This window comes from Naumannella huperziae (assembly GCF_054073625.1).
Genome location: NZ_JBSXPH010000001.1, coordinates 1,521,077 through 1,544,846, shown reverse-complemented (window position 1 = coordinate 1,544,846; position 23,770 = coordinate 1,521,077). Strand labels below are relative to the sequence as shown.

At 70.6% G+C, this 23,770-nt stretch carries 24 protein-coding genes, 2 tRNA genes and 1 riboswitch; of the genes, 8 read left to right on the top strand and 18 right to left on the bottom strand.

From position 1 onward, the window contains the following. Nucleotides 1–26: 26 nt before the first annotated feature. Together ACXDC7_RS07410 and ACXDC7_RS07405 are read left to right on the top strand one after the other, a co-directional pair. On the top strand, nt 27–926 hold the full coding sequence (locus ACXDC7_RS07410; protein ID WP_459221703.1) for an aldo/keto reductase: 900 nt from the start codon (nt 27–29) through the stop codon (nt 924–926). Nucleotides 927–1,094: 168 nt separating this feature from the next. Next, a complete protein-coding gene (locus ACXDC7_RS07405) occupies nt 1,095–1,376 on the top strand; it encodes a helix-turn-helix domain-containing protein (RefSeq protein ID WP_179444124.1) in 282 nt (93 codons plus the stop codon). Between the two features lie 69 nt (nt 1,377–1,445). Here the strand turns inward: ACXDC7_RS07405 and ACXDC7_RS07400 are convergent. Both ACXDC7_RS07400 and ACXDC7_RS07395 read right to left on the bottom strand, forming a co-directional pair. Continuing rightward, nucleotides 1,446–1,518: transfer RNA gene (locus tag ACXDC7_RS07400), tRNA-Lys, on the bottom strand. 22 nt (nt 1,519–1,540) lie between these two features. Then, nucleotides 1,541–2,149 carry a TetR/AcrR family transcriptional regulator gene (locus ACXDC7_RS07395; RefSeq protein ID WP_459221702.1) on the bottom strand — a complete coding sequence of 203 codons (609 nt, stop codon included), beginning with the start codon at nt 2,147–2,149 and terminating at the stop codon, nt 1,541–1,543. 60 nt (nt 2,150–2,209) lie between these two features. Between ACXDC7_RS07395 and ACXDC7_RS07390 the strand changes: the two genes are divergently transcribed. Continuing rightward, nucleotides 2,210–3,709 carry an FAD-dependent monooxygenase gene (locus tag ACXDC7_RS07390; protein ID WP_459221701.1) on the top strand — a complete coding sequence of 500 codons (1,500 nt, stop codon included), beginning with the start codon at nt 2,210–2,212 and terminating at the stop codon, nt 3,707–3,709. Nucleotide 3,710: 1 nt separating this feature from the next. Here ACXDC7_RS07390 and ACXDC7_RS07385 read toward each other — a convergent pair whose 3' ends face one another. The 6 genes from ACXDC7_RS07385 to ACXDC7_RS07360 all read right to left on the bottom strand — a co-directional run bounded on the left by ACXDC7_RS07385 (nt 3,711) and on the right by ACXDC7_RS07360 (nt 9,888). Continuing rightward, entirely contained in the window at nt 3,711–4,343 is a 633-nt protein-coding gene (locus tag ACXDC7_RS07385; protein ID WP_459221700.1) for a pyridoxamine 5'-phosphate oxidase family protein, read from the bottom strand. 19 nt (nt 4,344–4,362) lie between these two features. Continuing rightward, on the bottom strand, nt 4,363–5,295 hold the full coding sequence (locus tag ACXDC7_RS07380; RefSeq protein ID WP_179444134.1) for a carbohydrate ABC transporter permease: 933 nt from the start codon (nt 5,293–5,295) through the stop codon (nt 4,363–4,365). Continuing rightward, on the bottom strand, nt 5,292–6,458 hold the full coding sequence (locus ACXDC7_RS07375) for a carbohydrate ABC transporter permease (RefSeq protein ID WP_459221699.1): 1,167 nt from the start codon (nt 6,456–6,458) through the stop codon (nt 5,292–5,294). The genes ACXDC7_RS07380 and ACXDC7_RS07375 overlap by 4 nt, the downstream gene beginning before the upstream one ends. A gap of 53 nt (nt 6,459–6,511) precedes the next feature. After that, the gene (locus tag ACXDC7_RS07370; protein ID WP_459221698.1) at nt 6,512–7,870 is read right to left on the bottom strand and encodes an ABC transporter substrate-binding protein; all 1,359 of its coding nucleotides are present in this window, start codon (nt 7,868–7,870) and stop codon (nt 6,512–6,514) included. 306 nt (nt 7,871–8,176) lie between these two features. After that, nucleotides 8,177–8,497, bottom strand: coding sequence for a DUF3618 domain-containing protein (locus ACXDC7_RS07365; RefSeq protein WP_179444137.1), 321 nt, complete (start codon nt 8,495–8,497; stop codon nt 8,177–8,179). A 56-nt stretch (nt 8,498–8,553) separates the two neighbouring features. Then, on the bottom strand, nt 8,554–9,888 hold the full coding sequence (locus tag ACXDC7_RS07360) for an ABC transporter substrate-binding protein (protein WP_459221697.1): 1,335 nt from the start codon (nt 9,886–9,888) through the stop codon (nt 8,554–8,556). 167 nt (nt 9,889–10,055) lie between these two features. On the opposite strand from ACXDC7_RS07360, the gene ACXDC7_RS07355 reads away from it, so the two are divergent. Beyond that, nucleotides 10,056–10,535, top strand: coding sequence for a peroxiredoxin (locus ACXDC7_RS07355; RefSeq protein WP_179444139.1), 480 nt, complete (start codon nt 10,056–10,058; stop codon nt 10,533–10,535). A 31-nt stretch (nt 10,536–10,566) separates the two neighbouring features. Beyond that, a tRNA-Leu gene (locus ACXDC7_RS07350) sits at nt 10,567–10,643 on the top strand. Between the two features lie 21 nt (nt 10,644–10,664). Here the strand turns inward: ACXDC7_RS07350 and ACXDC7_RS07345 are convergent. The 7 genes from ACXDC7_RS07345 to clpS all read right to left on the bottom strand — a co-directional run bounded on the left by ACXDC7_RS07345 (nt 10,665) and on the right by clpS (nt 15,355). Then, nucleotides 10,665–11,147 carry a dihydrofolate reductase gene (locus ACXDC7_RS07345; protein WP_459221696.1) on the bottom strand — a complete coding sequence of 161 codons (483 nt, stop codon included), beginning with the start codon at nt 11,145–11,147 and terminating at the stop codon, nt 10,665–10,667. Next, nucleotides 11,144–11,938 (bottom strand): thymidylate synthase, encoded by a 795-nt coding sequence (locus ACXDC7_RS07340; protein WP_179444141.1) that lies wholly within the window; start codon nt 11,936–11,938, stop codon nt 11,144–11,146. Before ACXDC7_RS07340 ends, ACXDC7_RS07345 begins: the two co-directional genes overlap by 4 nt. Continuing rightward, nucleotides 11,938–12,567: an RdgB/HAM1 family non-canonical purine NTP pyrophosphatase gene (rdgB, locus tag ACXDC7_RS07335; protein ID WP_459221695.1), complete on the bottom strand. Its 630-nt coding sequence runs from the start codon at nt 12,565–12,567 to the stop codon at nt 11,938–11,940. Before rdgB ends, ACXDC7_RS07340 begins: the two co-directional genes overlap by 1 nt. Then, nucleotides 12,564–13,307 (bottom strand): ribonuclease PH, encoded by a 744-nt coding sequence (rph, locus tag ACXDC7_RS07330; RefSeq protein WP_179444143.1) that lies wholly within the window; start codon nt 13,305–13,307, stop codon nt 12,564–12,566. Before rph ends, rdgB begins: the two co-directional genes overlap by 4 nt. 287 nt (nt 13,308–13,594) lie before the next feature. After that, entirely contained in the window at nt 13,595–14,392 is a 798-nt protein-coding gene (murI, locus tag ACXDC7_RS07325) for a glutamate racemase (protein ID WP_343045842.1), read from the bottom strand. A 20-nt stretch (nt 14,393–14,412) separates the two neighbouring features. Beyond that, entirely contained in the window at nt 14,413–14,979 is a 567-nt protein-coding gene (locus tag ACXDC7_RS07320) for a DUF2017 domain-containing protein (RefSeq protein ID WP_179444145.1), read from the bottom strand. A gap of 52 nt (nt 14,980–15,031) precedes the next feature. After that, nucleotides 15,032–15,355 carry an ATP-dependent Clp protease adapter ClpS gene (gene clpS / locus ACXDC7_RS07315; RefSeq protein WP_179444146.1) on the bottom strand — a complete coding sequence of 108 codons (324 nt, stop codon included), beginning with the start codon at nt 15,353–15,355 and terminating at the stop codon, nt 15,032–15,034. Nucleotides 15,356–15,528: 173 nt separating this feature from the next. Here clpS and ACXDC7_RS07310 point away from each other — a divergent pair, with 173 nt between their 5' ends. Both ACXDC7_RS07310 and ACXDC7_RS07305 read left to right on the top strand, forming a co-directional pair. Beyond that, the gene (locus ACXDC7_RS07310) at nt 15,529–16,827 is read left to right on the top strand and encodes a nicotinate phosphoribosyltransferase (RefSeq protein ID WP_459222808.1); all 1,299 of its coding nucleotides are present in this window, start codon (nt 15,529–15,531) and stop codon (nt 16,825–16,827) included. Beyond that, entirely contained in the window at nt 16,824–17,432 is a 609-nt protein-coding gene (locus ACXDC7_RS07305; RefSeq protein WP_459221694.1) for an isochorismatase family protein, read from the top strand. Before ACXDC7_RS07310 ends, ACXDC7_RS07305 begins: the two co-directional genes overlap by 4 nt. Here ACXDC7_RS07305 and malQ read toward each other — a convergent pair. Then, on the bottom strand, nt 17,409–19,505 hold the full coding sequence (gene malQ / locus ACXDC7_RS07300) for a 4-alpha-glucanotransferase (RefSeq protein WP_459221693.1): 2,097 nt from the start codon (nt 19,503–19,505) through the stop codon (nt 17,409–17,411). The genes ACXDC7_RS07305 and malQ overlap by 24 nt on opposite strands. Further along, complete coding sequence (locus ACXDC7_RS07295) at nt 19,505–20,317, bottom strand: RDD family protein (protein ID WP_459221692.1); 813 nt, start codon at nt 20,315–20,317, stop codon at nt 19,505–19,507. The genes malQ and ACXDC7_RS07295 overlap by 1 nt, the downstream gene beginning before the upstream one ends. A 108-nt stretch (nt 20,318–20,425) precedes the next feature. Between ACXDC7_RS07295 and ACXDC7_RS07290 the strand changes: the two genes are divergently transcribed. Further along, nucleotides 20,426–21,718: a protein kinase domain-containing protein gene (locus ACXDC7_RS07290; protein ID WP_459221691.1), complete on the top strand. Its 1,293-nt coding sequence runs from the start codon at nt 20,426–20,428 to the stop codon at nt 21,716–21,718. On the opposite strand, the gene ACXDC7_RS07285 is transcribed toward ACXDC7_RS07290, so the two are convergent. Next, nucleotides 21,719–23,491: a DEAD/DEAH box helicase gene (locus ACXDC7_RS07285; RefSeq protein WP_459221690.1), complete on the bottom strand. Its 1,773-nt coding sequence runs from the start codon at nt 23,489–23,491 to the stop codon at nt 21,719–21,721. 68 nt (nt 23,492–23,559) lie between these two features. Further along, nucleotides 23,560–23,713, top strand: a riboswitch (FMN riboswitch). The last annotated feature ends 57 nt before the right edge of the window (nt 23,714–23,770 follow it).

Here is a 23,770-nt window from a genome sequence, read left to right as displayed (position 1 = left end):
CGGGACGGCCGGGTTAGTTTGGGCAGATGAAGACGCGCACCCTCGGACCGTTCACCGTCTCGGCCATCGGGCTCGGCGCCATGCCGATGTCGATGGGCCGCAACACCCAGCCGAGCGAGGAGCAGGCGATCGCCACGGTGCACGCCGCGCTGGACGCCGGCATCACGTTCGTCGACACGGCCGACATCTACGCCCCGAGCTGGGACACGATGGGCCACAACGAGGCGATCGTGGCGAAGGCGCTCGGCTCCTGGTCGGGCGATGCCGGCTCGATCGTCGTCGGCACCAAGGGCGGCATCACCCGCGGCGAGGGCGAGAGCTGGGGCCGCGACGGCTCCGAGGCGTACCTGCGGGCGGCGCTGGAGAAGTCGCTGCGGATCCTCGGCCGGGACAAGATCGATCTCTACCAGTGGCACCGGCCGGACCGGAACATCCGCTACGCCGAGGGCGTCGAGGCGCTGGCGAAGTTCCGCGACGAGGGCTTGATCACCGCCATCGGCATCTCGAATGCCAATGTCGAGGAGATCGCGGTCGCCGTGGACGTGTTGGGTGAGGGCAACCTGGCGAGCGTGCAGAACCAGTTCTCGCCGCGGTACCGGTCCTCGGCGGACGAGCTGGAGTACTGCGCCGAGCGCGGGATCGCCTTCTTGCCATGGAGTCCGCTGGGCGGGACCGGGGCGGATTCGAAGACGCTGGGCGAGAACTACCCAGCCATCGCGGAGGTGGCGCAGGCGCGCGGGGTCAGCCCGCAGCAGGTGACACTGGCGTGGGAGCTGGCGCAGGCCCCGGTGGTGATCCCGATCCCGGGCGCGAGCCGCCCGGAGTCGATCACCGATTCGGTACGCGCCGCGGACCTCGACCTGAGCGCCGACGAGCTGACGCTGCTCAATGACAGTTGGGGCCCGCAGACGCCCTATGCCGACTGAGCGAGCAGTGGAACGGGCCCGCCAGCCGCGCCCGCGATCGGGCGCTCCGGGCGCGAACCCCCGCACCGCACCCGGCCCTGATCATTCCCGGGCCCGCACCACTGCCTGATCAATTAGGCCAAATATTTCTGGCGTCTGTCAAGGACGCCGGCTGAGAACGTTGTCCGCGTGCAATCCCCCGCACCAACCGATTGGGAGTCCTATGCCCGCGAGCTGGGGCTCGAGCTGCAACGCCGCCGCTCCGTCGCGGGGCTGAGCCAGGAGAAGCTGGCCAGCCGGGCCGGCATGACGCGTACCCACTATCAGCAGCTCGAACGCGGCGCATGGAAGCCGGGCCAGCCGGCCAACCCGTCGCTGCGAGTGCTGGTCGGGCTGGCCCAGGCGCTCGGGGTCGAGGTCGGCGACCTGTTGCCCAGCGTCAGCCGCGTCGATCTGAGCTGGTTCGAGTAGCGGCGGCCCCCAACGCGAACGGCCGGCACCCCTTGGGGTGCCGGCCGGTCTGCTGCGATCTGCGATCGGTGCGCCGCGAGGGAATCGAACCCCCAACCCGCTGATTAAGAGTCAGCTGCTCTGCCAATTGAGCTAGCGGCGCGCGGTGCAGAACTCTAGCAGCGTCAGGCCCGGCTTGAGAAATCCACGGCGCCGGTCAGGTAGCGCTGGATGGCCGGCGAGACGGCGGCGACCACGGTCTCGACGGGTACGCCGGCCAGCGGCCCGACGCGCAGCACGTGGCGGGCCAGGGCCACGCCGATCAGCTGCGACCCGGCGAGGGCGGCCCGGAGCTCGGGATGATCGTCGCGAATCCGGCCGACCAGGCGCCCGAGAACCACCCGCTCGACAAATTCGCGGAGCAACGCCCCGGCGGCCTCGTTGGTGGCGGCCGACCGCAGCAGCGCCACGGCTGCCGGCCCGCTGGCCGGGTCCTCCCAGATCGACAGATAGAACCGCGTCACGGCCTCCCCCAGCCGCGCCTTCGGGACATCGACCGCATCGTCCAGCCCGGCCGGGTCGACCGGCAGCTCCAACGCCGCCGCGAACAGCCCGTCCTTGCCGCCGAAGTAGTGCACCAGCAGCGCGGGATCCACCCCTGCGGCGCGGGCGACGCCGCGCAGCGACGTCCGCTCGTAGCCGCGCTCGGCGAACAGCTCGCGCGCGCGCTCGATGATCAGTGCCCGGGTACCGGGGCTGCCGGGCCGCCGCCCGCGGGCCGTGGTGCCACTCACGCGCCCAGCATAATTCCTCAACTGTTGATTTCAACACCCGTTGAGTTCTATGGTCGATCCATGACGACCCGCGACACCGAGGTGATCATCGCCGGGGCCGGCCCGACCGGGCTGATGCTGGCCAACTGGCTGCAGCGCCTCGGCGTACCCCACCTGCTGCTCGACCCCAAGACCGGCCCGACCCGCGAATCCCGCGCGCTCGCGCTGCAGGCACGCAGCCTGGAGATCTATGACCAGCTCGGCATGATCGACGCGGTACGCGATGCCGCCGCACCGGCATTCCGGGTCTACCCCGGCTGGCGCGACCGGCCGGCACCGAGCGCCGTGCCCCTCGCCCGCCTCGGCGCCGGTCTCACCCCCTACCCCGGCCTCGCCGAGCTGGAACAGTCGGAGAACGAGCGGCTCCTCGTCGAACACCTCGAGCGCGCCGGCGGCACCGTCGGCTGGGGCCACGAGATCACCGAGCACCGCGAGACCCCGGACGGCGTGCGCGTCCGGTTCAGCACCCCGGACGGGCCGGGTGAGGCGACCGGGCGCTGGCTGGTCGGCGCCGACGGGGCGTCCTCGCCGACCCGGGAGCGGGCCGGCATCGCGTTCACCGGCACCACCCAACCGGGCAGCTTCTGGGTCGCCGATGCCCGCGACGTGACCGGCCTGCCCGCCGACGCGGTCAGCCTGCGGTTCGCCGAGCACGGCTTCCTGATCACCTTCCCCATGCGCGGGCGCGATCACCATCGCCTGATCGGGATGGACCGCGCCGACGAGCCGTCCGAGACCACCGTCCGCCGCGATGTCGCCGAGCGATTCGGCGTCACCTGGGGCGAGTCCGCCTGGTTCGCCCACTACCGGGTTCACCACCGCATCGCCGACCGATTCCGCACCGGTCGAGTGCTGCTTGCCGGCGACGCCGCGCACGTGCATTCACCGGTCGGCGGACAGGGCATGAACACCGGCCTGCAGGACGCCCACAACCTCGCCTACAAGCTCGCCGCGGTCGCTGCCGGCACGGCCGGCGAGAAGGCGCTCGATCGCTACCAGGCCGAGCGCCGCCCGGTCGCCCGCCGCCTGGTCGGCGGCGTCGACCGGGTCTTCGATGCGGTCGTCGACCCCTCCCCGGCCATGGTGGCGGCGCGACGAATCCTGGTGCCGCTGTGGGCGCCGCTGCTGGGCGGCGTGCTGCCCCGGCTGCCGATCGCCCGACGACTGGTCGGCTACCTCGGGCAGTTCCGCATCCACTACTGGATGACCGACGCGGCCCGCGCCACCGGGCGACGGAATCCGGTGGTCGGGCGCCGGCTGCCGTGGACGGGCCAGAACTTCGACGTGCTGCGGGACGCGAGCTGGCAGGTGCACGCCTACGGTGCGACCGCACCCACCCTTGCCGGCCTACCGGAAGTGATCAGGGCCGCCCACCGCTTCGGCGAGCGGCGCGATCTTCACCTCGACCCCGCGCTGCTCCATCTGGTACGCCCGGACGGCTTCGTCGCCGCGACGGCCGCGCCGGCCGATGCGCCGGCCGAGTTCGCCCGGGTGCTCGCCGAGCAGGGCTATCGCGGATGACTCAGTAGAGCTTCTCCGCGTACGACGTCCCGTAGTAGCGCTGCAGCTCGGACAGGTCCTCGTCGGGCCGCTCCATCGCCTTGGCGATCACCGCGCGCTCGGGGACGGCGTCCGGGCGCCAGGTCTCCGGCCGCCACAGCTTCGAGCGCAGGAACGCCTTCGAGCAGTGGTGGAAGACCTCGTCGATCTCGACCACCAGCGCCATGATCGGCCGCCTGCCGCGCACCGCCATCTCGTCCAGGAACGGGGCATCGGCGATCAGCCGGGCCCGCCCGTTGACCCGCAGCGTGTCGCCGCGACCGGCGATGACGAAGATCAGCCCGACGTGCGGGTTGCGCAGCACGTTGCGGTAGCCGTCCACCCGTCGGTTGCCGGGCCGCTCGGCCAGCGCGATCGTGCGGTCGTCCAGCACGTACACCAGGTCGCCCGCCGGGTCGCCCTTGGGCGAGGCATCGCAGTTGCCTTCGGCATCGGCGGTGGCGACCACACAGAACGCGCTGGCGGCGAGCCAGTCGCGGTCGAGCGCCGTCAGCGCCGGGCGTACCTTCTCCCGCACGCGCGCAACCGGCTCGCCGACCAGCGCAGTCAACGCGGCGTCGTCGGTGATCTCCGTCCACTCCCCCGGCACGCTCATCCCGAGTGAGCGTACCGGGCTACTTCACGCCGCCCGAGGTGAGCCCGGCGACGATCCGGCGCTGGAAGATCAGCACGCCGATCAGCAGCGGCACCGTCACGATGACACCCGCCGCCATGATCGTGCCGTATGGGGTGTCGAATCCGCTGACGCCGGTGAACTTCGAGATCGCCACCGCGGCGGTCTGCATGTCCGCGCTGCGTCCGAAGGTCAGCGCGATCATGAACTCGTTCCAGACCGCGATGAAGGTGATGATCGCCGTGGTGAAGATGCCCGGGGCGGCCAGCGGCAGGATCAGCAGCCGGAACGCCTGGGCAGGCGTGGCGCCGTCGACCATCCCCGCCTGTTCCAGCTCGCGCGGCATCTGCCGGAAGAAGGCCGTCAGGTTCCATACGCACAGCGGCAGCGCGAACGACAGGCTGGGCAGGATCAGCGCCTGGTAGGTGTCGATCCAATAGATCGGCAGCCACGGGTAGGAGCCGGAGAACATCTTCAGCAGCGGGATCAGCAAGGTGATGCCGGGGAACATGGCGCAGGCGATGATCACGCCGAGCACCACGCCCTTCAGCGGGAAGCGCAGTCGCGCCAGCGCATAGGAGCCGAGGATGCCGAAGATCAGCGTCAGCAGCGTGGTGGCCAGGCTCACGATCAGCGAGTTCAGCAGCGCCTGACCGAACCGGTTGTTGCCGGCGAAGACGCCGGCAAAGTTCGCCAGGGACGGCGGGTTGGGCAAGAAGTCCGTGCTCCGGCCCATCGTCGGCAGCCGCAGCGACGACACCACCATCCAGTAGAACGGCGCCACACAATAGATCAGGATCGCCGCCATGCCGAGGATGCCGAGGATCTGGAAGGCGCGGCTGCGCGCCGACTTCTTCGGCTTCTTGAGTTCCGCGAACTCCTCGGCGCTGGTCCGCCGCTGCTGCTCCGACCCGGTGTCGACGGTGGTGCTCATGGCATGTCTCCCGACGTGATCGTTGCCCCGGTCGACCGGGTGCTCCCATTGCGGGCGCCCGTGCGCTTCTGCTGCCGGTGCCGCTTCTTCTGCTCCTTGATGGCATTCAGTTCCTCGTCGCCGACGACATCGGCGCCGAGCACCCGGACGAACACGAAGGCGATCAGCATGATGTAGAGGAACAACACGATCGAGTACGCCGCCGCCGGCCCGTATCTGGTGGCATTGCTCTCGATGTAGGCGAACATGGACAGCGTCTCGACCGAGTACTTGCCCGAGCCGATCATGCCCCAGGGCAGATCGAACATCCGCAGCGTGTCGAGGGCGCGGAACAGCACGGCGACCACCAGCGCCGGCTTGACCATCGGCAAGGTGATCCGCACGAAGGTCTGCCAGGGGCTGGCGCCGTCCACCTTGGCCGCCTCGTAGACCTCGGCGGGGATGGTCTGCAGGCCCGCCAGGGTCAGCAGCCCGATGAACGGTGCCGTCTTCCAGACATCGGCGATGATCACCGCCAGGAAGGACTGCGGGCCGTCGGCGAGCCAGAGGATCTGCTGGCCGAGGATCTTGTTGGCGACACCGTCGGAGTCGAAGATCAGCTTCCACATCAGCGCCGAGACGATGGTCGGGATCGCCCACGGCACCAGGATGCCGGCGCGGATCAGACCGGTGCCGCGGATCGCCCGCGCCATGATCAGCGCCATCGCCACGCCGAGCACGGTTTCGATCAGCACACAGATCACCGTGAACAGGGTCGTGTTGATCAGCGCATTCGTGAACCGGTCATGGGTGCCCCACTGGGTGGTGACCAGTTGCGCGGTGTTGGAGAACACGTCGGTGTAGTTGCCCAGTCCGACGAACTGGTCGCCCCCGACCACCTTGCCGGTCCGGGGATCGACCGCGTCCAACTGGCGGAACACCGACTCCCGCATCGACAACAGGATGGGGATGCCGACGATGAACAAGATGACCAGCATCGTCGGTGACAGCAACAGCCCGGCCAGCCGGCCCTGGCCGTCGGACAGCGCATTGCGCCGCGTCTTGTGCGGCGGCCGCTTGGCCGCCGCGGATCGATCGACCGCGGCGCGGGCCGCGGGCTCCTCGTCCGCAACGGAACTGGCTGATCCGCTCGCGGCTCGGGACGGGACTTGCTCATCGGCCATGGCCGTGCCTCCTTGCCAGGCGGGGAGGCCCGATCAGGCCTCCCCGCACGGAATCACCTCTGGATCAACTGCTCCAGCCGCGGCTGCAGTTGATTCATCGCATCGGCGGCCGTGGAGTCGCCCTGCATGACCGGATAGGTCGCATCCTGGATCGCCAGCGTGACATCGCCGTACTGGACGACCTTCGGCCGGGGCTTGGCGCTCTCGATCGAGGCCTTCAGCGTCGGCATGTACGGGTACTTCTTGTTCAGCTCGGGATCGTCGTAGAGCGCGGTCAGCGTCGGCGCCAGCGAGGTTGCCAGCGTGTTCGCCTTCTGCGTCTCCGCGCTCGTCATGTACTTGATGAAGTCGAGCGCGGTGCCCTTGTTCTCGGCGAACGACGAGATCGCGAAGTTGTGCCCGCCCAACGAGGACACGCCCGGGCCGTCCTTGCCGGGCAGCGGCGCGACCTCGAACTTCCCGTTCACCTTCGACGAGCCGTCGGACTTGCTCATCAGTGCGAAGGCGTACGGCCAGTTGCGGTGGAAGATCAACTTGCCGTCCTGGAAGGCCTGCCGGCCCTGCTCCTCCTGCCAGGTGATCGCCTCCTTCGGGATGGTCCCGTCGGCGAACGACTCGCCCAGGAAGTTCAGGCCCTCGACCGACTGCGGGCTGTTCGCGGTGGGTACGCCCTGGGCGTCCACCAGCGCGCCGCCGGCGGAGTCGACCGCCTCGGCGACATTCACCGTCAGACCCTCGTACTTCTGGTACTGGCCGGCGAAGCAACCCATGTCCTTGGCATCCGACACCTTCGACTTGACCGCTGCGCAGGCATCCTTCATCTCCTGCCAGGTGGTCGGCGGCTGGGCCACGCCGGCCTCCTTCAGCAGATCCGAGCGGTAGTACAACAACCCGCCGTCACCGGTGCCGGGAATGCCGTAGAGCTGATCGAAATAGGTCGCGCCGTCGACGGTGGGCTGCAGGAAGCTCGCCATGTCGAACTGGTCGGCGGGCAGCGGATCCACATAGCTGTTCGCCGCGAACTCCGCCGTCCACACCACGTCGAGGCTGAGCACCGTGTACTCGGGGCTGCGCGTCTCAGCGTTCTGGATCATCTGTGAGCGCTGCTGATCGGCGTTATCGGGCAACTCGACCAGCTCGACCTTCTCGTCGGGGTTGTCCTTGTTCCACGCGTCGATCTGGTTCTGCAGGTTGCCCGAGGTGTCCTTGCCCTGGACGTATTTGATCGGGCCGCGCTGGGTGAAGTCGGGCGCGGCGGTGCTCCCGGTGTCCCCGCCCGGCTGATCGCCCGGCGGCGGCGTGCCGCCACAGGCGGCCGCCGTCAGTGCCAGCGCCGACACGATCGCCACACCTGCCGCCGCGCGCACCGCGCGGCCGGCGGGTCGGCGTACTGCTGTTCGGTTCGTCCCCATCGTCGATCCTTATGTCGTGTACGCCCGGCTGGTCTGGACCGTGCCGGATGTTCAGTTTGTGCAGTGGCCAGAACTTAACGCCGTCGGGCCTCGAAGGGCACTCCGCGTCGCGTGCTGTGCCCCAAATCGTTACCCAGCATCGCGACCGGCGACAGAGCGTTGCGCAACGGCCGCCCGGCTCGCCCGAGGACACGTCCTTCCAGCCCGGGTTGCCACTCGTTCAGCGCAGCCGCGGCGCCGGCATTGCCCGGCATCGCCGGTCGCACCAGCGTGTTCGACGTCTGCGTCCGCTCCCGCGGGACGGGGTCAGTTGCGGCGGGCCGCCTTCACGATGCCGCGCAGCACGAGGGCGAACACCACCGTGCCGACGACCGCGCCGCCGATCAGGGCAACGCGATCCCAGCGCAGCCCGTAGTTGTCCACGAATTCCTGTTTGGCCTTGTTGAACTCGGTCGTGGCGAAGGTCTTGGCCTCGCTGAAGGCCCGCTCCTTCACGCGTCCCGGCTGTACCTGATCGACCAGATCCTCGACGTCGGCACTCAGTCGCGCCTCGGTGGCCGCAATGTCGGACTCGATCTCGGACACGCTGCGCGGGTCCGGGGCCTTGCGCTGCTTCGGGTCGGACACGAATCCCTCCTGGCTGGGCTCGCTCGGGCCCGGGTCGGGCCCGAGCGAGTCGTACTCTAGCCGGTGAGCTCGCTCAGCCGGGTCTGCAGTTGGTCTGCCGCCGCGTCCGGTTGGGACGTGCCCTGCTCGACCGGGTAGACGGCGTCCTGGATGGCGAGCGTGACGTCGCCGTAACGCACCACCTGGGGCCGCTGCTTGGCCGACTTCAGCGACTCCAGCAGGACCGGGTAGTAGCCATAGGTCTTGTTCAGTTCGGCGTCGTCGTACAGGCTGGTCAGGATCGGAGCCTGGCTGGTCTGCAGGGCCATCTCCTTCTGCTGCTCCGGCTGCGTCATGTACTTGACGAACTCGAGGGCGGTGCCCTTGTTCTTGGCGAAGGCCGAGATGGCGAGGTTGCGGCCGCCCAGCGTCGAGGTGCCGGGACCGTTCAGGCCCGGCAGCGGAGCGATGTCGAACTTGCCGTTCACCTTCGACGAGCCGTCGCCCTTGTTGGCCAGCGCATAGGCGTAGGGCCAGTTGCGCATGAAGATCAACTTGCCGTCCTGGAATGCCGTGCGGCTCTCCTCCTCCTTCCAGGTCAGCGCCTCCTTCGGGATGGTGCCGTCGGCGAACCAGTCCGCCAGCCACTGGAACGCCTGCTTGGCCTCGGGCGTGTTCACCGCGGGCTTGCCCTGCTCGTCGGTCATCGAACCACCGGAGCTGTTCACCGCCTCGGAGATGTTCACGGTCAGCCCCTCGTACTTCTGGTGCTGGCCGGAGTAGCAGTCGATGTCCTTGGCCTCGGCGACCTTGGACTTGACCGTCTCGCAGGCCTGCTTCATCTCCGCATAGGTCGTCGGCACCTTGGTCACGCCGGCCGCGTCCAACAGGTCCTTGCGGTAGTACAGCAGCGCGCCATTGGCCGTCAGCGGTACGGCGTACAACTGGTCGAAGTAGGTCGAGGTCTGCACGCCACCCTGGACGAAATCGGTCAGGTCGAGTTGATCACTCGGCAGCGGATCCACCCAACTGTTCGCCGCGAACTCGGCGGTCCAGACCACGTCCAGGCCGAGCACCGTGTAGTCGGCGTTGCGCGTCTGCGCGTTCTGCACGAACTGGGTCCGCTGGGAATCGGCGTCCTCCGGCAACTCGACCAGGGTGACCTCCTGGTCGGGATTCGCCTCGTTCCACTTGTCGATCTGCTTCTGCAGGAAGCCGCTGGTGTCCTTGCCCTGCACGTAGGTGATGGGACCGCGTTCGTTGTAGGCGGCCTGGTCGGCCGTCGGGCCCGGGGCGGTGCCGCCGCCCGGATCGGCCGGGGCACCACAGGCGGCGGCCAGCAGGGCCAGACCACCGATGGCGCCGGCGAGCATCACCCGCGCTCGCGGGCGGGAGCGAAGGACAGTGGACATCGTCGTCACCTCTCTTGCGGGTCAGATGCCGCTATCCGTCGAGCCGCGGCAATGGCCGATTGTAGGACTGTCGACAACGAGTGGGAAATGTCTTGCGGTGGATGGTTACCGAACAGACACAAAGCACTTCGATCGGCGCTGTCGGGCTCCCCCGCTACCCTGCCGTCATGTCCACCAGACTCGAGGCCGGTTCGCCCGCGCCGCCCTTCACCCTGCCCGCCGCATCCGGCTCCGAGATCTCGCTCGCCGATCAGCGCGGCCGGCGCGTGGTCGTCTACTTCTACCCCGCCGCGATGACCCCCGGCTGCACGACCCAGGCGATCGACTTCACCGCGGCCGGGCCGCGCTTCGACGAGGCCGGCGTCGTGGTGCTCGGGATCTCCCCGGACCCGTTGGACAAGCTGCGGCAGTTCCGCGACGCCGAGCAGATCAGCTTCGAGCTGTTGTCCGATCCCGACCGGACGGTGCTGGAGGCCTACGGCGCCTACGGCACGAAGAAGCTCTACGGCAAGGAGATCGAGGGCGTGATCCGCTCCACCTTCGTGATCGACGTCGACGACGACGGCGCCGGGACGATCGACCTCGCCCAGTACAACGTGAAGGCGACCGGTCACGTCGACCGGCTGCGGACCCAGCTCGACATCTGAGGCCGCGCCGACCGCGTAGCCTGTCTGCTGCGCGGCCGTAGCCCAATTGGCAGAGGCACAGGTTTTAGGTACCTGCCAGTGTGAGTTCGAGTCTCACCGGCCGCACCACAACGGCCCGCGCGGATCCGCTCAGCCGGCGCGATCCAACCGCTCCCAGGTGACGAAGGAGTAGCCGTCGCGATTCTCGCGCGCGGACTCGTACCAGGTGTCGGTGTCGATCACCGGGAAGGTCACATCGCCCTCGGCCTCGGCGTCGACCAGCGTCACCTCGAGCCGGGTCAGCCGGTCGGCGAAGAGCCGGTAGATCTCGCCACCACCGGCGACGAAGATCGGCCCGCCGGCAGATCGGGCGGCCGCCAGGGCGGCGTCGGCGTCATGGGCGACGGTGACCTGGTCATGGCGCCACTCCGGGTCGCGGGTGAGCACGACGGTGGTCCGCCCCGGTAGCACCCGCCCGATCGCCTCGAAGGTACGCCGGCCCATGATCAACACACCGCCGGTGGTCAGTCGCTTGAACCGTTGTTGATCTTCGGCGATGTGCCAGGGCTGGTCCGCGCCGTCGCCGATCACTCCCCCGTGGCCCATGATCACGATCGCGGTCAGCTCGCTCACACGGCCACCGGCGCCTTGATCGGCGGATGCGGGTCGTAGTTCTCGACCGCGATGTGCTCGAAGGAGAAGGCGTCGATGTCGCGTACCGCCGGATCCAGGCGCAATGTCGGCAGCGGGCGCGGCTCGCGCGCGAGCTGCGTGCGTACCTGATCAAGATGGTTGAGGTAGAGGTGGGTGTCGCCGGTGGTGTGCACGAAATCGCCCACCCCGAGCCCGCAGACCTGCGCGACCATGTGGGTCAGCAGGGCGTAGCTGGCGATGTTGAACGGTACGCCGAGGAAGACGTCGGCCGATCGCTGGTAGAGCTGGCAGGACAGCTTGCCGTCGGCGACATAGAACTGGAACATCGTGTGGCACGGCGGCAGCGCCATCTCGTCCAGCTCGGCGACATTCCACGCGTTGACCAGGTGCCGGCGCGAATCGGGATTGGACCGGATGTTGTCGATCACCGTGCGGATCTGATCGACGTGGCGGCCGTCGGGGGTGGGCCAGGAGCGCCACTGGTAGCCGTAGACCGGGCCGAGCTCGCCCGCCTCGTCGGCCCACTCGTCCCAGATCGTCACGCCGTGCTCGCGCAGCCAGGCGACATTGGTGTCGCCGCGCAGGAACCACAACAGCTCGCCGACCACCGAGCGCAGGTGGACCTTCTTGGTGGTGACCAGCGGGAAACCGGCATTCAGGTCGAAGCGCATCTGGTGGCCGAACAGGCTCAGGGTGCCGGTGCCGGTGCGGTCGTCCTTGCGTACCCCCTGGTTCAGCACCTTGTCCAACAGCTCCAGGTATTGCTGCATCAGTTCTCCCGCGGGTCCGTCTTCCCGAGCTCCTCGACCACCAGCGGCGCCATCAGCGCCAGCGCCCGGGCCCGGTGGCTGATCGCGTCCTTCTCCTCCGGCGCCATCTCGGCCAGGGTCATCCTATGTCCGGCCGCGCGGAAGATCGGGTCGTAGCCGAACCCGTGTCGCCCGGCAGGGGCGAGGGTGAGCGTGCCGGGCAGCTCGCCGATCGCGACATCCTCGCGCAGCTCACCGGCGGGGCTGGGCCGGACATAGGCCAGCGCGCAGACGAAGTGGGCGCCGCGGTCGGCCTCGGGCACATCGTCGAGCTGGCGCAACAGCAGCGCCAGGTTGTCGGCATCGGTGGCCTCCGGACCCGACCAGCGGGCGCTGCGGACGCCGGGCATGCCGTTCAGCACGTCCACCGCCAACCCGGAATCGTCGGCGAGCGACGGCAGCCCGGTCGAGCGTGCCGCCGCGCGGGCCTTGATCAGCGCATTGTGCTCGAAGGTGCCGCCGGTCTCCGCGGGCGGCTGCTCGGCGGAGACATCCCCGAGCCCGACCACCTCGATGCCGCGGCCGGCGAACAGCCGCGACAGCTCGGCCAGCTTCTTGGCGTTGTGGCTGGCCAACAGCAGCCTGGTCACCGCGCTGCCGGTTCGGTGTCCAGGGCGGCGCGCTGCAGGGTGGTCAGCTCGGCGCAGCCGGCGACGCCGAGGTCGAGCAGCGTGTTCAGCAGGTCACGGTCGAAGGGCTCGGCCTCCGCGGTGCCCTGGACCTCGACGAAACGCCCGGAGCCCGTCATCACGACGTTCAGATCGACGTCGGCGCCCGAGTCCTCGGTGTAGGCGAGGTCGAGCATCGGCGTACCACCGACGACGCCGACGGAGATCGCAGCGACCGAGTCGGTCAGCGGCTCACCGGCCAGGGCATTGCGGCCGCGAAGCCACTCCACGGCATCGGCGAGGGCGACATAGGCGCCGGTGATCGCGGCGGTACGCGTACCCCCGTCGGCCTGCAGCACGTCGCAGTCGAGCACGATGGTGTTCTCACCCAGCGCGGCATAGTCGACGACCGCTCGCAGGCTGCGCCCGATCAGGCGGCTGATCTCGTGCGTGCGCCCGCCGATCTTGCCCTTCACCGACTCGCGGGAGGAGCGGTCGTGGGTGGCCCGGGGCAGCATCGCGTACTCCGCGGTGACCCAGCCCAGGCCGCTGCCCTTGCGCCAGCGGGGTACGCCCTCGGTGACGCTGGCGGCGACCAGCACCCGCGTCGCGCCGAACTCGACCAACACCGAACCCTCGGCATGGTCGAGCCAGTTGCGGGTGATCCGCACCTCGCGAAGTTGATCAAGGGCACGACCGTCGACACGAGGCTGGGAACTCATGGGCCAGACCCTACCGGGCATGGACAGACCCGCAGGCTGCCTCGCGAAGGAGGCGTGCCGGATGGACTCTTCCGGCGCCTGCGGGTCCGGGTAGCTCGCTGGGATTCGCTGCTACCAACAGCTGCGCCGGTCACCCGGCGCGGTCCTGGCGATGCCGCTGGTCAGCGGCGAGCCACCTCACGTGTCCACAAGTCATTCATTACTCGGACCACCTCCTCTCTCGCGTGCTGTCCACCGTATGTCGCGCGAGCGGGACGTTCAACGAGATTTCGCAGGTGGCCCCGATCTCAGGAGAACTGCTCGACGTCGGTGACGAATCCACCCATCAGGCGTCGGCCGACGCCCGCGAACTGCTCGGGGTTGCCCGTGGTCAGGAAGCGATGGTTGCGCGCGCGGGGCCGATCGTGGACCAGCGCGCGGCGAGTCAGGGTCGCATAGGTCTCCTTCGCGCCCTCCTCGGCGCTGGAGATCAGCGTGACGTTCTCGCCGAGGACATAGGAGATCACGCCGGTCAGCAGCGGGAAGTGCGTCGAGCCGAGGATCAGCGTGTCGATCTGCGCGGCCCGCAGCGGCGCCAGGTAGTCCTCGGCGCAGGCCAGCAGCTCCGGGCCGCCGGTGATCCCGGCCTCGACGAACTCGACGAACTTGGGGCAGGCGCGGTTGATCACCTCGACCTGAGGCACCGCGGCGAAGGTGTCGGCGTAGGCGCCCGAGGTGGCCGTGGCCTCGGTGCTGATCACCCCGACCAGCCCGGACCGGGTGGCGGCGGCGGCCCGGCGTACCGCCGGAACGATCACTTCGACCACCGGCACCGCATAGCGCTCGCGGGCGTCGCGGAGCATGGCCGCGGAGGCGGTGTTGCAGGCGATCACCAACGCCTTGACGCCCAACGACACCAGGTGATCCAGGCACTCGAGGGCGTTCTCGCGTACCTGCCCGATGGTCTGTACGCCGTAAGGGGCGCGGGCGGTGTCGCCCAGATAGATGATGTCCTCGTTGGGCAACTGGTCGACCACGGCGCGCGCCACGGTCAGCCCGCCGAAACCGGAGTCGAAGATCCCGATCGGCGCCTCGGTGTCGACCACTGCCCGTTCCTCGCTGCCGCTCACAGGCTCCCCACCAACGTCTCCTGGGCGAAGCCCAGCCATTCGAAGACCGAATACAGGTACGCCCGGGCGTCGTCCTCGGGCAGCGCCGCCAGCTCCTCCACGCCCTCGGCGTCGCTCACCCCCAGCCGTGCGGCCAGGCTCAGCCGCAGCGCGGTCAGCACCTTCAGCCAGGAATCGACATCGGCCTCCGCGACCGCGACCGGCCGCGACCCGGACCCGCTGGCCGCCAGGTCGTCCAGCACCTGCCGGGCGTGGGCCACGAGTTGGTCGCGCAGATCGGCCTGGGTGTAGCGCCGATAGTCCGACGCGGCCTGCGGGTCGTGCGGATACGGATTCGGGAACAGCCGCTGGATGACGGGATCACCGGACTGCTCCGGTTCGTCGGGCTCGGCCGACAGCTCGGCGGACAACCGCTCCAGCGGATCGGCCGATTCGGCGGCCGGCTCGCCCAGCGCGTCGGTGGTCAGCTCGACCAACTGGCCGATCAGCGAGGCGAGCATCGCCACCTCCGCCTCCGACATCCGCGCGGTGAGCACCGAGCCCTTGCGGGTGAACCTTCTCATCGTCTCCTTCTCGCCGTCCGTGCCGTCGCCCGGACCGTCCGGGCACGCCCGGTCAGTCGGCCTTGTCCAGCGTCGCCCACAGCCCGAAGCCGTGCATGGCATTGCAGTCGCGCTCCATCTCCTCCCGGCCCCCGGAGGAGACCACGGCCTTGCCCTCGGAGTGCACCTGCATCATCAGTTGCTGCGCCTTCTCCCGGGAGTAGTGGAAGTAGGTGACGAAGACGTGCGTGACATACGACATCAGGTTGACCGGATCGTCCCAGACGATCGTCACCCACGGGGCCGCGTCGAGTCCGCCCTCGGCGGGCCGCTCGGCGATGGCGGCGCCACCGGCCGGGGTCACCTCCGGCGAGGAACACGAGATGGTGGCGGGCATGGGGTTCATTGTGGCAAAGCCGGGCCGCCACCTGAAATGCCGACGGGCCGCGTTACCCTGCGACCGTGACCGAGCCACGCGCCGCTGCGGCGCCGGATCCCGCGCCCCGGGCCAGTTGGGGGCCGAGCGACGTTCCCACCACCGCCCTGCTGACCGACCAGTACGAGTTGACCATGCTGCGCGCCGCGCTGCAGGCCGGCACCGCGCAGCGGCACAGCGTCTTCGAGCTGTTCGGGCGCACCCTGCCGGAGGGCCGCCGCTACGGCGTGGTCGCCGGCGTGGGTCGAGCGCTGCGGGCGCTGCGGCACTTCCGGTTCGATGACGAGTCGCTGGCGTTCCTGCGCGATCGCGAGATCGTCGACGAGGTGACCGCCGACTGGCTGGCCGACTACCGCTTCTCCGGCAACATCTGGGGCTATCCCGAGGGCGAGATCTACTTCCCGGGATCGCCGCTGCTGGTGGTCGAGGGCAGCTTCGCCGAGGCGGTGCTGCTGGAGACGGTGTTCTTGTCGATCTACAACCACGACTCGGCGATCGCGTCGGCGGCGTCGCGGATGACGGCGATGGCGAACGGCCGGCCGTGCATCGAGATGGGTTCGCGGCGTACCCAGGAGCTGGCCGCGGTCGCGGCGGCCCGCGCCGCCTACATCGCGGGTTTCGAGACCACCTCCAATCTGGAGGCCGGGCGCCGCTACGGCGTACCCACGGCCGGCACGGCGGCGCACTCGTTCACCCTGTTGTTCGACTCCGAACGCGAGGCGTTCCGCGCCCAGCTCGACGCACTCGGCACCGGCACGACCCTGCTGGTCGACACCTACGACGTCGCCGAGGCGGTACGCACCGGCATCGAGCTCGCGGGCGGCGAGCTCGGCGCCATCCGGCTGGACTCGGGCGACCTGGCCGAGGCGGCCCGCCGGGTACGCCGACAGCTCGACGAGCTCGGCGCCACCAAGACCAAGATCATCGTCACCTCCGATCTCGACGAGTGGAACATCGCCGCCCTGTCCGGGGCGCCGGTCGACGGCTACGGAGTCGGCACGGCCCTGGTCACCGGATCGGGCCACCCGACGTCGGGATTCGTCTACAAGCTGGTCGCGCGCGCCGTCGACGCCGACCCCGCCTCTCCCCTCGTCCCGGTGGCCAAGAAGTCCACCAACAAGACCTCGATCGGGGGGCGCAAGTACGCCCTGCGCCGCCTGGACGAGCGCGGCGTGGCCGAGGCGGAGGTCATCGGCATCGGCGAGCCCGCGCGTGGTGATCACAACGACCGCCCGCTGCTGGTGCCGCTGGTCCGCGAGGGCGAGATCGTCGGCGACGAACCCCTGACCGCGGCGCGGGAGCGGCACGTCCGCGCGCGGGCCGAGCTGCCGTTGGATGCGCGCAAGATGTCGCGCGGCGGCCCGGTGATCGAGACCATCTACGTCGAACCCGACGGTGATCAACTTCTGAGCCCCTATCGGAGTCGACGATGACCCATGCCGACATCAACGCCGCCGCGCCGACCACTTCCGGTCGGGCCCTGATCGTCGTCGACGTGCAGCGCGACTTCTGCGAGGGCGGCGCGCTCGGGGTGTCCGGCGGCCACGCGGTCGCCGAGTCCGTCTCCCGGCTGCTAGCAGACCAGCACGGCTACGCCACCGTCGTCGCCACCCGTGATCATCACATCGACCCCGGTGATCATTTCTCCACCGAACCCGACTTCGTCGACTCCTGGCCGCCGCACTGTGTGGTGGGTACGCCCGGGGTGGAGTTCGATGATCAACTCACCTTTCGCGACTTCGCCGCGATCTTCGACAAGGGCGAGTACAGCGCCGCCTACTCCGGCTTCGAGGGCACCGAACCCGGCGGGGCGAGGCTGGCCGACTGGCTGCGGGCGCAGGGGATCGGCGAGGTCGAGATCTGCGGCATCGCGACCGACCACTGCGTCCGCGCGACGGCGCTGGATGCCGCCCGCGAGGGGTTCGCGACGACCGTGCTGCTCGATCTGACCGCCGCGGTCGCCGCCGATCGGGTCCAGCAGGTCAGTGACGAGCTGGCCGGTGCCGGCGTCTCGCTACGGGGAGTCGTCGCGGGCTGACGCGGCGCCGGCTGACGCGTCGCGGGCCGACGCGGCGCGCATCACCTCGGCCAGGGCGTTGGCCCTCGGCGAGGCGATCAGCTCCTCCAGCAGCACCGTGCGCCCGTCGGCGTCGGCGAGCGGCAGCCGCCAGTTCGGGTACTCGTCGCTGGTGCCCGGTTGGTTCTGTGCCCGACGATCGCCGGCCAGGTCCGAGACGGACACCCCCAGCAAACGTGCGGGGGTGAGCCCGAGGAAGGCGTGCAGGCCCTCGATCATCGCGTCCGGGCCGGCGCCCGGCGCCAGCAGGCCGTGCCGCGCCAGCATCTCCCGCCAGCGCGCGATGTCGGCGGCCAGGGCAGCCTCCTCGTCGGCGACCGGAATGGTCAGCAGGCCGAGCCGGTCGCGCAGCGCGATGTGTACGCCGTCGAGATAGCCGGCCGTCGGCGGCAGGTCGTGGGTGGTGACCGAGGCCAGGCAGTCACGCCGCCACTGCCCCGGTTCGAGCGGTACGCCGGCGTCCCAGTCCTGCTCGAACCACAGGATCGAGGTGCCGAGCACGCCGCGGTCGGCGAGCTCCGTCCTAACCTCGGGCTCGACGGTGCCGAGGTCCTCCCCGACGATCACGGCGCCGGCCCGCTGCGCCTCGAGCGCGAGGATGCCGAGCATCGCCTCGTGGTCGTAGTGCACATAGGTGCCTTCGGTGGGCGCCGCGTCGCCGGGCACCCACCAGAGCCGGAACAGGCCCATCACGTGATCGATCCGCAGACCACCCGCATGCCGCAGGATCCCGGCGACCATGTCCCGGAACGGCGCATAGGCGACCTGGGCCAGCCGGTCCGGGCGCCACGGATGCTGGCCCCAGTCCTGCCCGAGCTGGTTGAACGCATCCGGCGGCGCGCCCACCCGGCAGCTCCGGGCGAACACGTCGCCGAGGCCCCAGGCGTCGGCCCCGTCCGGGCTGACGCCGACCGCCAGGTCGTGCATCACCCCGAGCGCCATCCCGGCCGCGCGGGCCCCGGCCTGGACCTCGCCGAGCTGCGCGTCGGCCGCGTACTGCACCCAGCACCAGAAGTCGATCTCGTCGCGATGCGCATCGGCGTACCCCGCGACGTCCGGCAGATCGGGGCTGCGCAGCCCGGCCGGCCAGTCCTGCCAGCGGGGGCCGTGTTCGCGGGCCAGCGCGCACCAGGTCGCGAAATCGGTCAGCGGGCGTCCCCACGCGGTGCGGTACGCCGTGAGCGCCTCGCCCGCCCGGTCGACGTGTCCGAACAGGAGGCGCAGGGCGGCCAGCTTCGCGTTCCAGACGGCATCGCGATCGATCAGTTCGCCCAGCGAGGCGCGGGCGGCGTCGGCGAGTCGGTCCACCTCGGCACGCTCGGCGGTGGACAGGGCGGCGTACTCGGGCAGCCGATCGATCGCCAGGTACAGCGGATCGGTGAACCGCCGGCTGGCCGGCAGATACGGCGAGGGCTCCAGCGGCGGCACCACCCCGCCGGCCTGAAGGGGGTTGACCAGCACGAATCCCGCGCCGTGCTCGCGGCCCGACCAGCGGGCCAGGTCGGCGAGATCGGCCAGGTCGCCGATCCCCCACGAACGCGCCGACGTCATCGAGTAGACCTGCGTGGCGGTGCCCCACTGGCGGGTCGCGGCGAGCGCGGGCGGCACCGGGATGCGCTCGGGGGCGACGATCAGCGTCCGCGCGATCCGGCGTGCGGGTGAGGCCAGCTCGAGCCGGTGATAGCCGAGCGGCAGGTCCCCCGGCAGCGCCAGCTCGCCGGACCGGGCGGGACCGAGCGAGCGGCGAGCGCCGTCCTCGGTGACCAGTTCGGCCAGCGTACCGGTGGGCGCGGGCACCGTGCCGGGTCGGCCCTCGCGGGCGATGATCACCGGCGGCAGCGCGCCCGCGGCGGCGCGCGCGTCCGCCAGCGCGGCATCGACCCGCTCCGGGGTGGAGGCGTCGACGCTGAGGTCGGCCAGCACCGCGCGCAGGGTCGCATCGGAGGCGGTACGCCGGACCTGTCGCCAGTCCTGGTACTCGGTGGCAATGCCGTGCGCGGCGGCCAGCTCGTGCAGCGGGGAGACGGTGCTCATCAGCGGGTGCGGACGACCTGGGTGCGAGAGATCTTGTCGTGCACCGACTGGCGTTTCGGGTCGGTCGCGGCGACCACACCGTCGATGATCACCAGCGGCCAGAGCAGCCAGATCTGCGGCAGCAGCCCGCGCGCGACCGTGCGCGCGGCGACGGCGCCCGCGCCGAGTCGGCCCGGCTCGCGGCCGCGGTCCACCGGCACCGCACGGATCCCGACCAGCAACTGGCCCGGGGTGGCCGAGCGCCAGGCCAGGAACCCGACGTGGATCACGATGGCGGCGAGCAGCAGCGCCCCGGACAGCCAGAGCTGATCGTCGGGCGACAGCAGCGTCTCCGGATCGGGCTGCGGCGGGATCGGCAGGCCGGCCTGCTCGGCGGCCAGCGCCTCGTTGTAGTAGGCGCCGACCCGGGCGAAGAGCCGCTGCCAGATCGGCAGCGTGATCAGCACCCAGACCACGCCGATGATCACCAGGTCCAGCAGCCAGGCGCCGAGACGCGCGCCCCACGCGGCGAGCGGTACGCCGTCGGCGGTGGCGACGGCCTTGCCGCCGCGACCCGGCGTACCGAAGGACGACGCCCCCGGCTGACCGCCGACGTGGTGACCGCCGGCCTGCTGGAGACCGGCCTGCTGAAGACCGGGCTGCTGCGTACCGGGCGCGGCGGAACCCGGCTCCTGTTCGCGGGTGTCCCGGCTCCACTGCCAGCCGTCCCAGTAGCGGGCGCGCCGCGGATCGACGGGATCGGGATACCAGCCGGCCGGTGCGGCGTGACGGCCGGGCGGGGCGGGCGGGCGGCCGACGGGAATGTCACTCACCCGGCCATTGTCCCCTCTCGGCCGCCGGCGGGGAGAATCGGTCGAATCCGGCCGGGAGCGGCCGATGGGCTGGCTTCTGGCCCCGTTCGTGCCGACACTAGGAGGACCATGGAACGGATCGGACGCTATCGGCTCGTCGCGCGGATCGGCGCGGGTTCGTTCGCGACCGTCTGGCAGGGCCACGACGACGATCTCGACGTGCCGGTGGCGATCAAGGTGCTGGCGGAGAACTGGTCGGCGCGCGAGGACGTGCGCGGCCGGTTCGTCAGCGAGGCCCGGCTGATGCGCCGGATCTCGGACAACCGGATCATCCGGGTCTACGACATCGGCGAGCTGGACGACGGTCGGCCGTACTTCGTCATGGACTACTGCGATGCGGGCTCACTCGACCAGTGGCGGCGGGAGCTGCGGGCGCCGGCGCAGGCGATCCGCGCGGCCGCCGAGGCCTGCCGGGCGCTGCAGGTGCTGCACGATCACCGGGTGGTGCACCGCGACGTCACGCCGGGAAATCTGCTGCTCGACACGCGAGCGGACGGGTCGTTGGTGATCCGGCTGTCCGATCTCGGCGTCGCGAAGTCGATGGTCGACGACGTGGGCGGGACAATGACGGCGGGTACGCCGTCCTACATGGCGCTGGAGCAGGCGACCGGCGCCGGGTTCGACCATCGCGCCGACATCTACGCGATCGGCTGCGTGACCTATGCCCTGCTGACCGGCCGGCCGCCGTTTCGGGTACGCAATCTCGCCGACCTGCTGAACCGCACCGCCGACCAGCATCCGGAGCCGATCGCCGAGCGGCTCGGGATTCCGACCGACCTGGACGATGTGCTGCGGCACGCGCTCGCCCGGGACGCATCGGCCCGGCCCGCGTCGGCGAAGGCCCTGGCGGACCGGCTGGACCGGATCGCCGGGCAGATCGAGGCCGATGGTGCCGAGCCGAGCACGACCGCGGTCGACCTGACGCGGGTACGCCGGGTCACGGCCCCGCCGGCCTGGCCGACCCTGCCGGAGCGTCCCGCCGAGGGTGCGCCCTCGCATTCCGCGCCCTCGCCGGGCTCGCTGCCGCCCGCGTCGCGGCAGCGCGTGTCGTGGTCGGAGCAGTCCGCGGCCCGGCAGCGGCAGAGTTGGTCCGAGCGGCCCGCCGCCCAGCCGACGCGTACCCCACAGCCTCCGGCCGCACCCACGCAGGCCCCACATCCGCAGGGCGGGCAACCGGCACCGCCGATCCAGAACGTGCCGACGCACGGGCAGATGGTCAACGACTGGAGCTACCTGCCGGCGGCGCGCCCGCCAGCGGAGCCGGAGCGCCGCCGCGGCGGCGCGCTGACGTGGTTGTTGCTGGCGATCGGGGCGTTCCTGCTCGCCGTGTTGCTGGGCTGGATCTATTTCTCCCTGACCTGATCAGGCCCGGGTGGCCCAGGCCCGGATCCGCTCGATCCGGGAGGTGAGCTGCTCGGCATCGGCCGCCACGGCCGCGGGTCCGCCGCAGGCCTCGCGCAGCTCGTTGTGGATCACGCCGTGCGGTTTGCCGGTGCGGTGGTGCCAGGCGCCGACCAGGCCGTTCAGTTCCTTGCGCAGTTCGCGCAGTTGCTGGTGCCCGGCGACCGGCCGGGGCTGGGCCGGCGTACCCCGCTGTTCGGAACGCTCCAGATGATCGGCCTGGCGGCGGCGCAACAGGTCCTTCACCTGATCGGGCTCCAACAGCCCGGGCAGGCCGAGATAGTCGCGCTCCTCGTCGCTGCCGGCCATCGTCTGCAGCCCGAACTCGCCGCCGTCGAAGAGCACCTTCTCGAAGTCGGCCTCGCTCGCCAGCGCGGTGAACGCGCCCTCGTCGAGGTCGGCATCGGGCTCGGTCTGTTGCCGCTCGGCCTCGGCCAGCAGCGCCGCCTCGTCTTGCGCGGTCGGCGGCTTCAGGGCATGGTCGCGCTCGGCCTCCAGCTCGGCGGCCAGGCCGAGCAGCGGCGCGATGCTGGGCAGGAACACCGACGCGGTCTCACCCTTGGCGCGGGCGCGGACGAACCGGCCGACCGCCTGGGCGAAGAACAGCGGCGTCAGCGTGGGCGTGGCATAGACGCCGACCGCGAGCCGCGGCACGTCGACGCCCTCGGACACCATCCGGACCGCGACCATCCAGCGCTCGTCGGATTCGGCGAAGTCGCTGATCCGCTTGCTGGAGCCGGGCTCGTCGGACAGCACCAGCGCCGGCTTGCGGCCGGTGAGCTGGGTGAGGATCTTCGCGTACGCCCGGGCGTTGGTCTGGTCGCCGGCGATCACCAGGCCACCGGCATCGGGTACGCCGGAGCGCACCTCGCTCAGCCGGGTGTCGGCGGCGCGCAGCACCGCGGGGATCCAGGCGCCGCCGGGATCGAGCGCGGTGCGCAGCGCCTGCGCGGCGAGGTCCTTGGTCAGCGGTCCGCCGAGCCGCGCGGTCAGCTCGTCGCCGGCCTTGGTCCGCCAGTGCATGTCGCCGGAGTAGGCCAGGAACAGGACGGGGCGGACGATGCCGTCGGCCAGCGCCGGCCCGTAGCCGTAGGAGTAGTCGGCGCGGGAACGCAGCGCGCCGGTGCCGTCGGGCTCGTAGCGGACGAACGGGATGGGGTTGGCGTCGGAGCGAAACGGCGTACCGGTCAGCGCCAGGCGGCGCCGGGCCGGCTCGAACGCCTCGCGTACCGCCTCGCCCCAGGAGCGCGCGTCGCCGGCGTGGTGGATCTCGTCCAGGATGACCAGCGTGTTGCGCTGCTCGGTGCGGATCCGCAGGGCGTTGGGGTTGGCGGCGACGCCGGCATAGGTGAGCGCGAAGCCCTGGAAGTCGGCCGACGTCCGGCCCTGCCGGGTGCCGAAGTTCGGGTCGATCTGGATGCCGATCCGGGCGGCGGCTTGCGCCCACTGGGTCTTCAGGTGCTCGGTGGGCGCGACCACCGTGATCCGCTCGACGATGCGCCGGTTGAGCAGCTCGGCGGCCAGGGTCAGCGCGAACGAGGTCTTGCCCGCGCCCGGGGTCGCGACCGCGAGGAAGTCGCGCGGCTGGGCCTCGCGATAGGCCTCCAGCGCCGCGGCCTGCCAGGCCCGCAACTGCTTGACGGTGCCCCACGCGGCCCGATCGGGGAACGCCGGGGGGAGCTTGTCCGCATGGACGACCAGCGGTTGCGGATCGGGCGAGCTCACTGGCCCCATCCTAGGGGCAGCGGCCGACCGTCGAGACACCCGACGCACCCCACCGGGCCGGCGCTAGGGTGTGCGTCGACCCCTCGCGGGGCACGGTGCAATTCCTGACCGGCGGTGACAGTCCGCGAACCTCGGTCGCCCGATGCGACCCTGGCCGACCCGGCGCAATTCCGGGACCGACGGTGTTCGGTCGCTCGAGGCGATCGTCAGTCCGGATGAGAGCGAGGGTGCGCGGCAGCGTACGCGCGTGCGGAGCACGGTACGCGGCAGCGCGCGCTCGCATGGACC

Excerpts from the sequence above, each read along its gene's own strand:
- ACXDC7_RS07410 (WP_459221703.1), top strand. The coding sequence starts at position 27 with ATGAAGACGCGCACCCTCGGACCGTTCACCGTCTCGGCCATCGGGCTC.
- ACXDC7_RS07390 (WP_459221701.1), top strand. The coding sequence starts at position 2,210 with ATGACGACCCGCGACACCGAGGTGATCATCGCCGGGGCCGGCCCGACC.
- ACXDC7_RS07385 (WP_459221700.1), bottom strand. The coding sequence starts at position 4,343 with ATGAGCGTGCCGGGGGAGTGGACGGAGATCACCGACGACGCCGCGTTG.
- ACXDC7_RS07380 (WP_179444134.1), bottom strand. The coding sequence starts at position 5,295 with ATGAGCACCACCGTCGACACCGGGTCGGAGCAGCAGCGGCGGACCAGC.
- ACXDC7_RS07375 (WP_459221699.1), bottom strand. The coding sequence starts at position 6,458 with ATGGCCGATGAGCAAGTCCCGTCCCGAGCCGCGAGCGGATCAGCCAGT.
- ACXDC7_RS07370 (WP_459221698.1), bottom strand. The coding sequence starts at position 7,870 with ATGGGGACGAACCGAACAGCAGTACGCCGACCCGCCGGCCGCGCGGTG.
- ACXDC7_RS07360 (WP_459221697.1), bottom strand. The coding sequence starts at position 9,888 with ATGTCCACTGTCCTTCGCTCCCGCCCGCGAGCGCGGGTGATGCTCGCC.
- ACXDC7_RS07355 (WP_179444139.1), top strand. The coding sequence starts at position 10,056 with ATGTCCACCAGACTCGAGGCCGGTTCGCCCGCGCCGCCCTTCACCCTG.
- ACXDC7_RS07340 (WP_179444141.1), bottom strand. The coding sequence starts at position 11,938 with ATGCAGCAATACCTGGAGCTGTTGGACAAGGTGCTGAACCAGGGGGTA.
- rph (WP_179444143.1), bottom strand. The coding sequence starts at position 13,307 with ATGAGTTCCCAGCCTCGTGTCGACGGTCGTGCCCTTGATCAACTTCGC.
- ACXDC7_RS07320 (WP_179444145.1), bottom strand. The coding sequence starts at position 14,979 with ATGAGAAGGTTCACCCGCAAGGGCTCGGTGCTCACCGCGCGGATGTCG.
- clpS (WP_179444146.1), bottom strand. The coding sequence starts at position 15,355 with ATGCCCGCCACCATCTCGTGTTCCTCGCCGGAGGTGACCCCGGCCGGT.
- ACXDC7_RS07310 (WP_459222808.1), top strand. The coding sequence starts at position 15,529 with ATGCTGCGCGCCGCGCTGCAGGCCGGCACCGCGCAGCGGCACAGCGTC.
- ACXDC7_RS07305 (WP_459221694.1), top strand. The coding sequence starts at position 16,824 with ATGACCCATGCCGACATCAACGCCGCCGCGCCGACCACTTCCGGTCGG.
- malQ (WP_459221693.1), bottom strand. The coding sequence starts at position 19,505 with ATGAGCACCGTCTCCCCGCTGCACGAGCTGGCCGCCGCGCACGGCATT.
- ACXDC7_RS07290 (WP_459221691.1), top strand. The coding sequence starts at position 20,426 with ATGGAACGGATCGGACGCTATCGGCTCGTCGCGCGGATCGGCGCGGGT.
- ACXDC7_RS07285 (WP_459221690.1), bottom strand. The coding sequence starts at position 23,491 with ATGGGGCCAGTGAGCTCGCCCGATCCGCAACCGCTGGTCGTCCATGCG.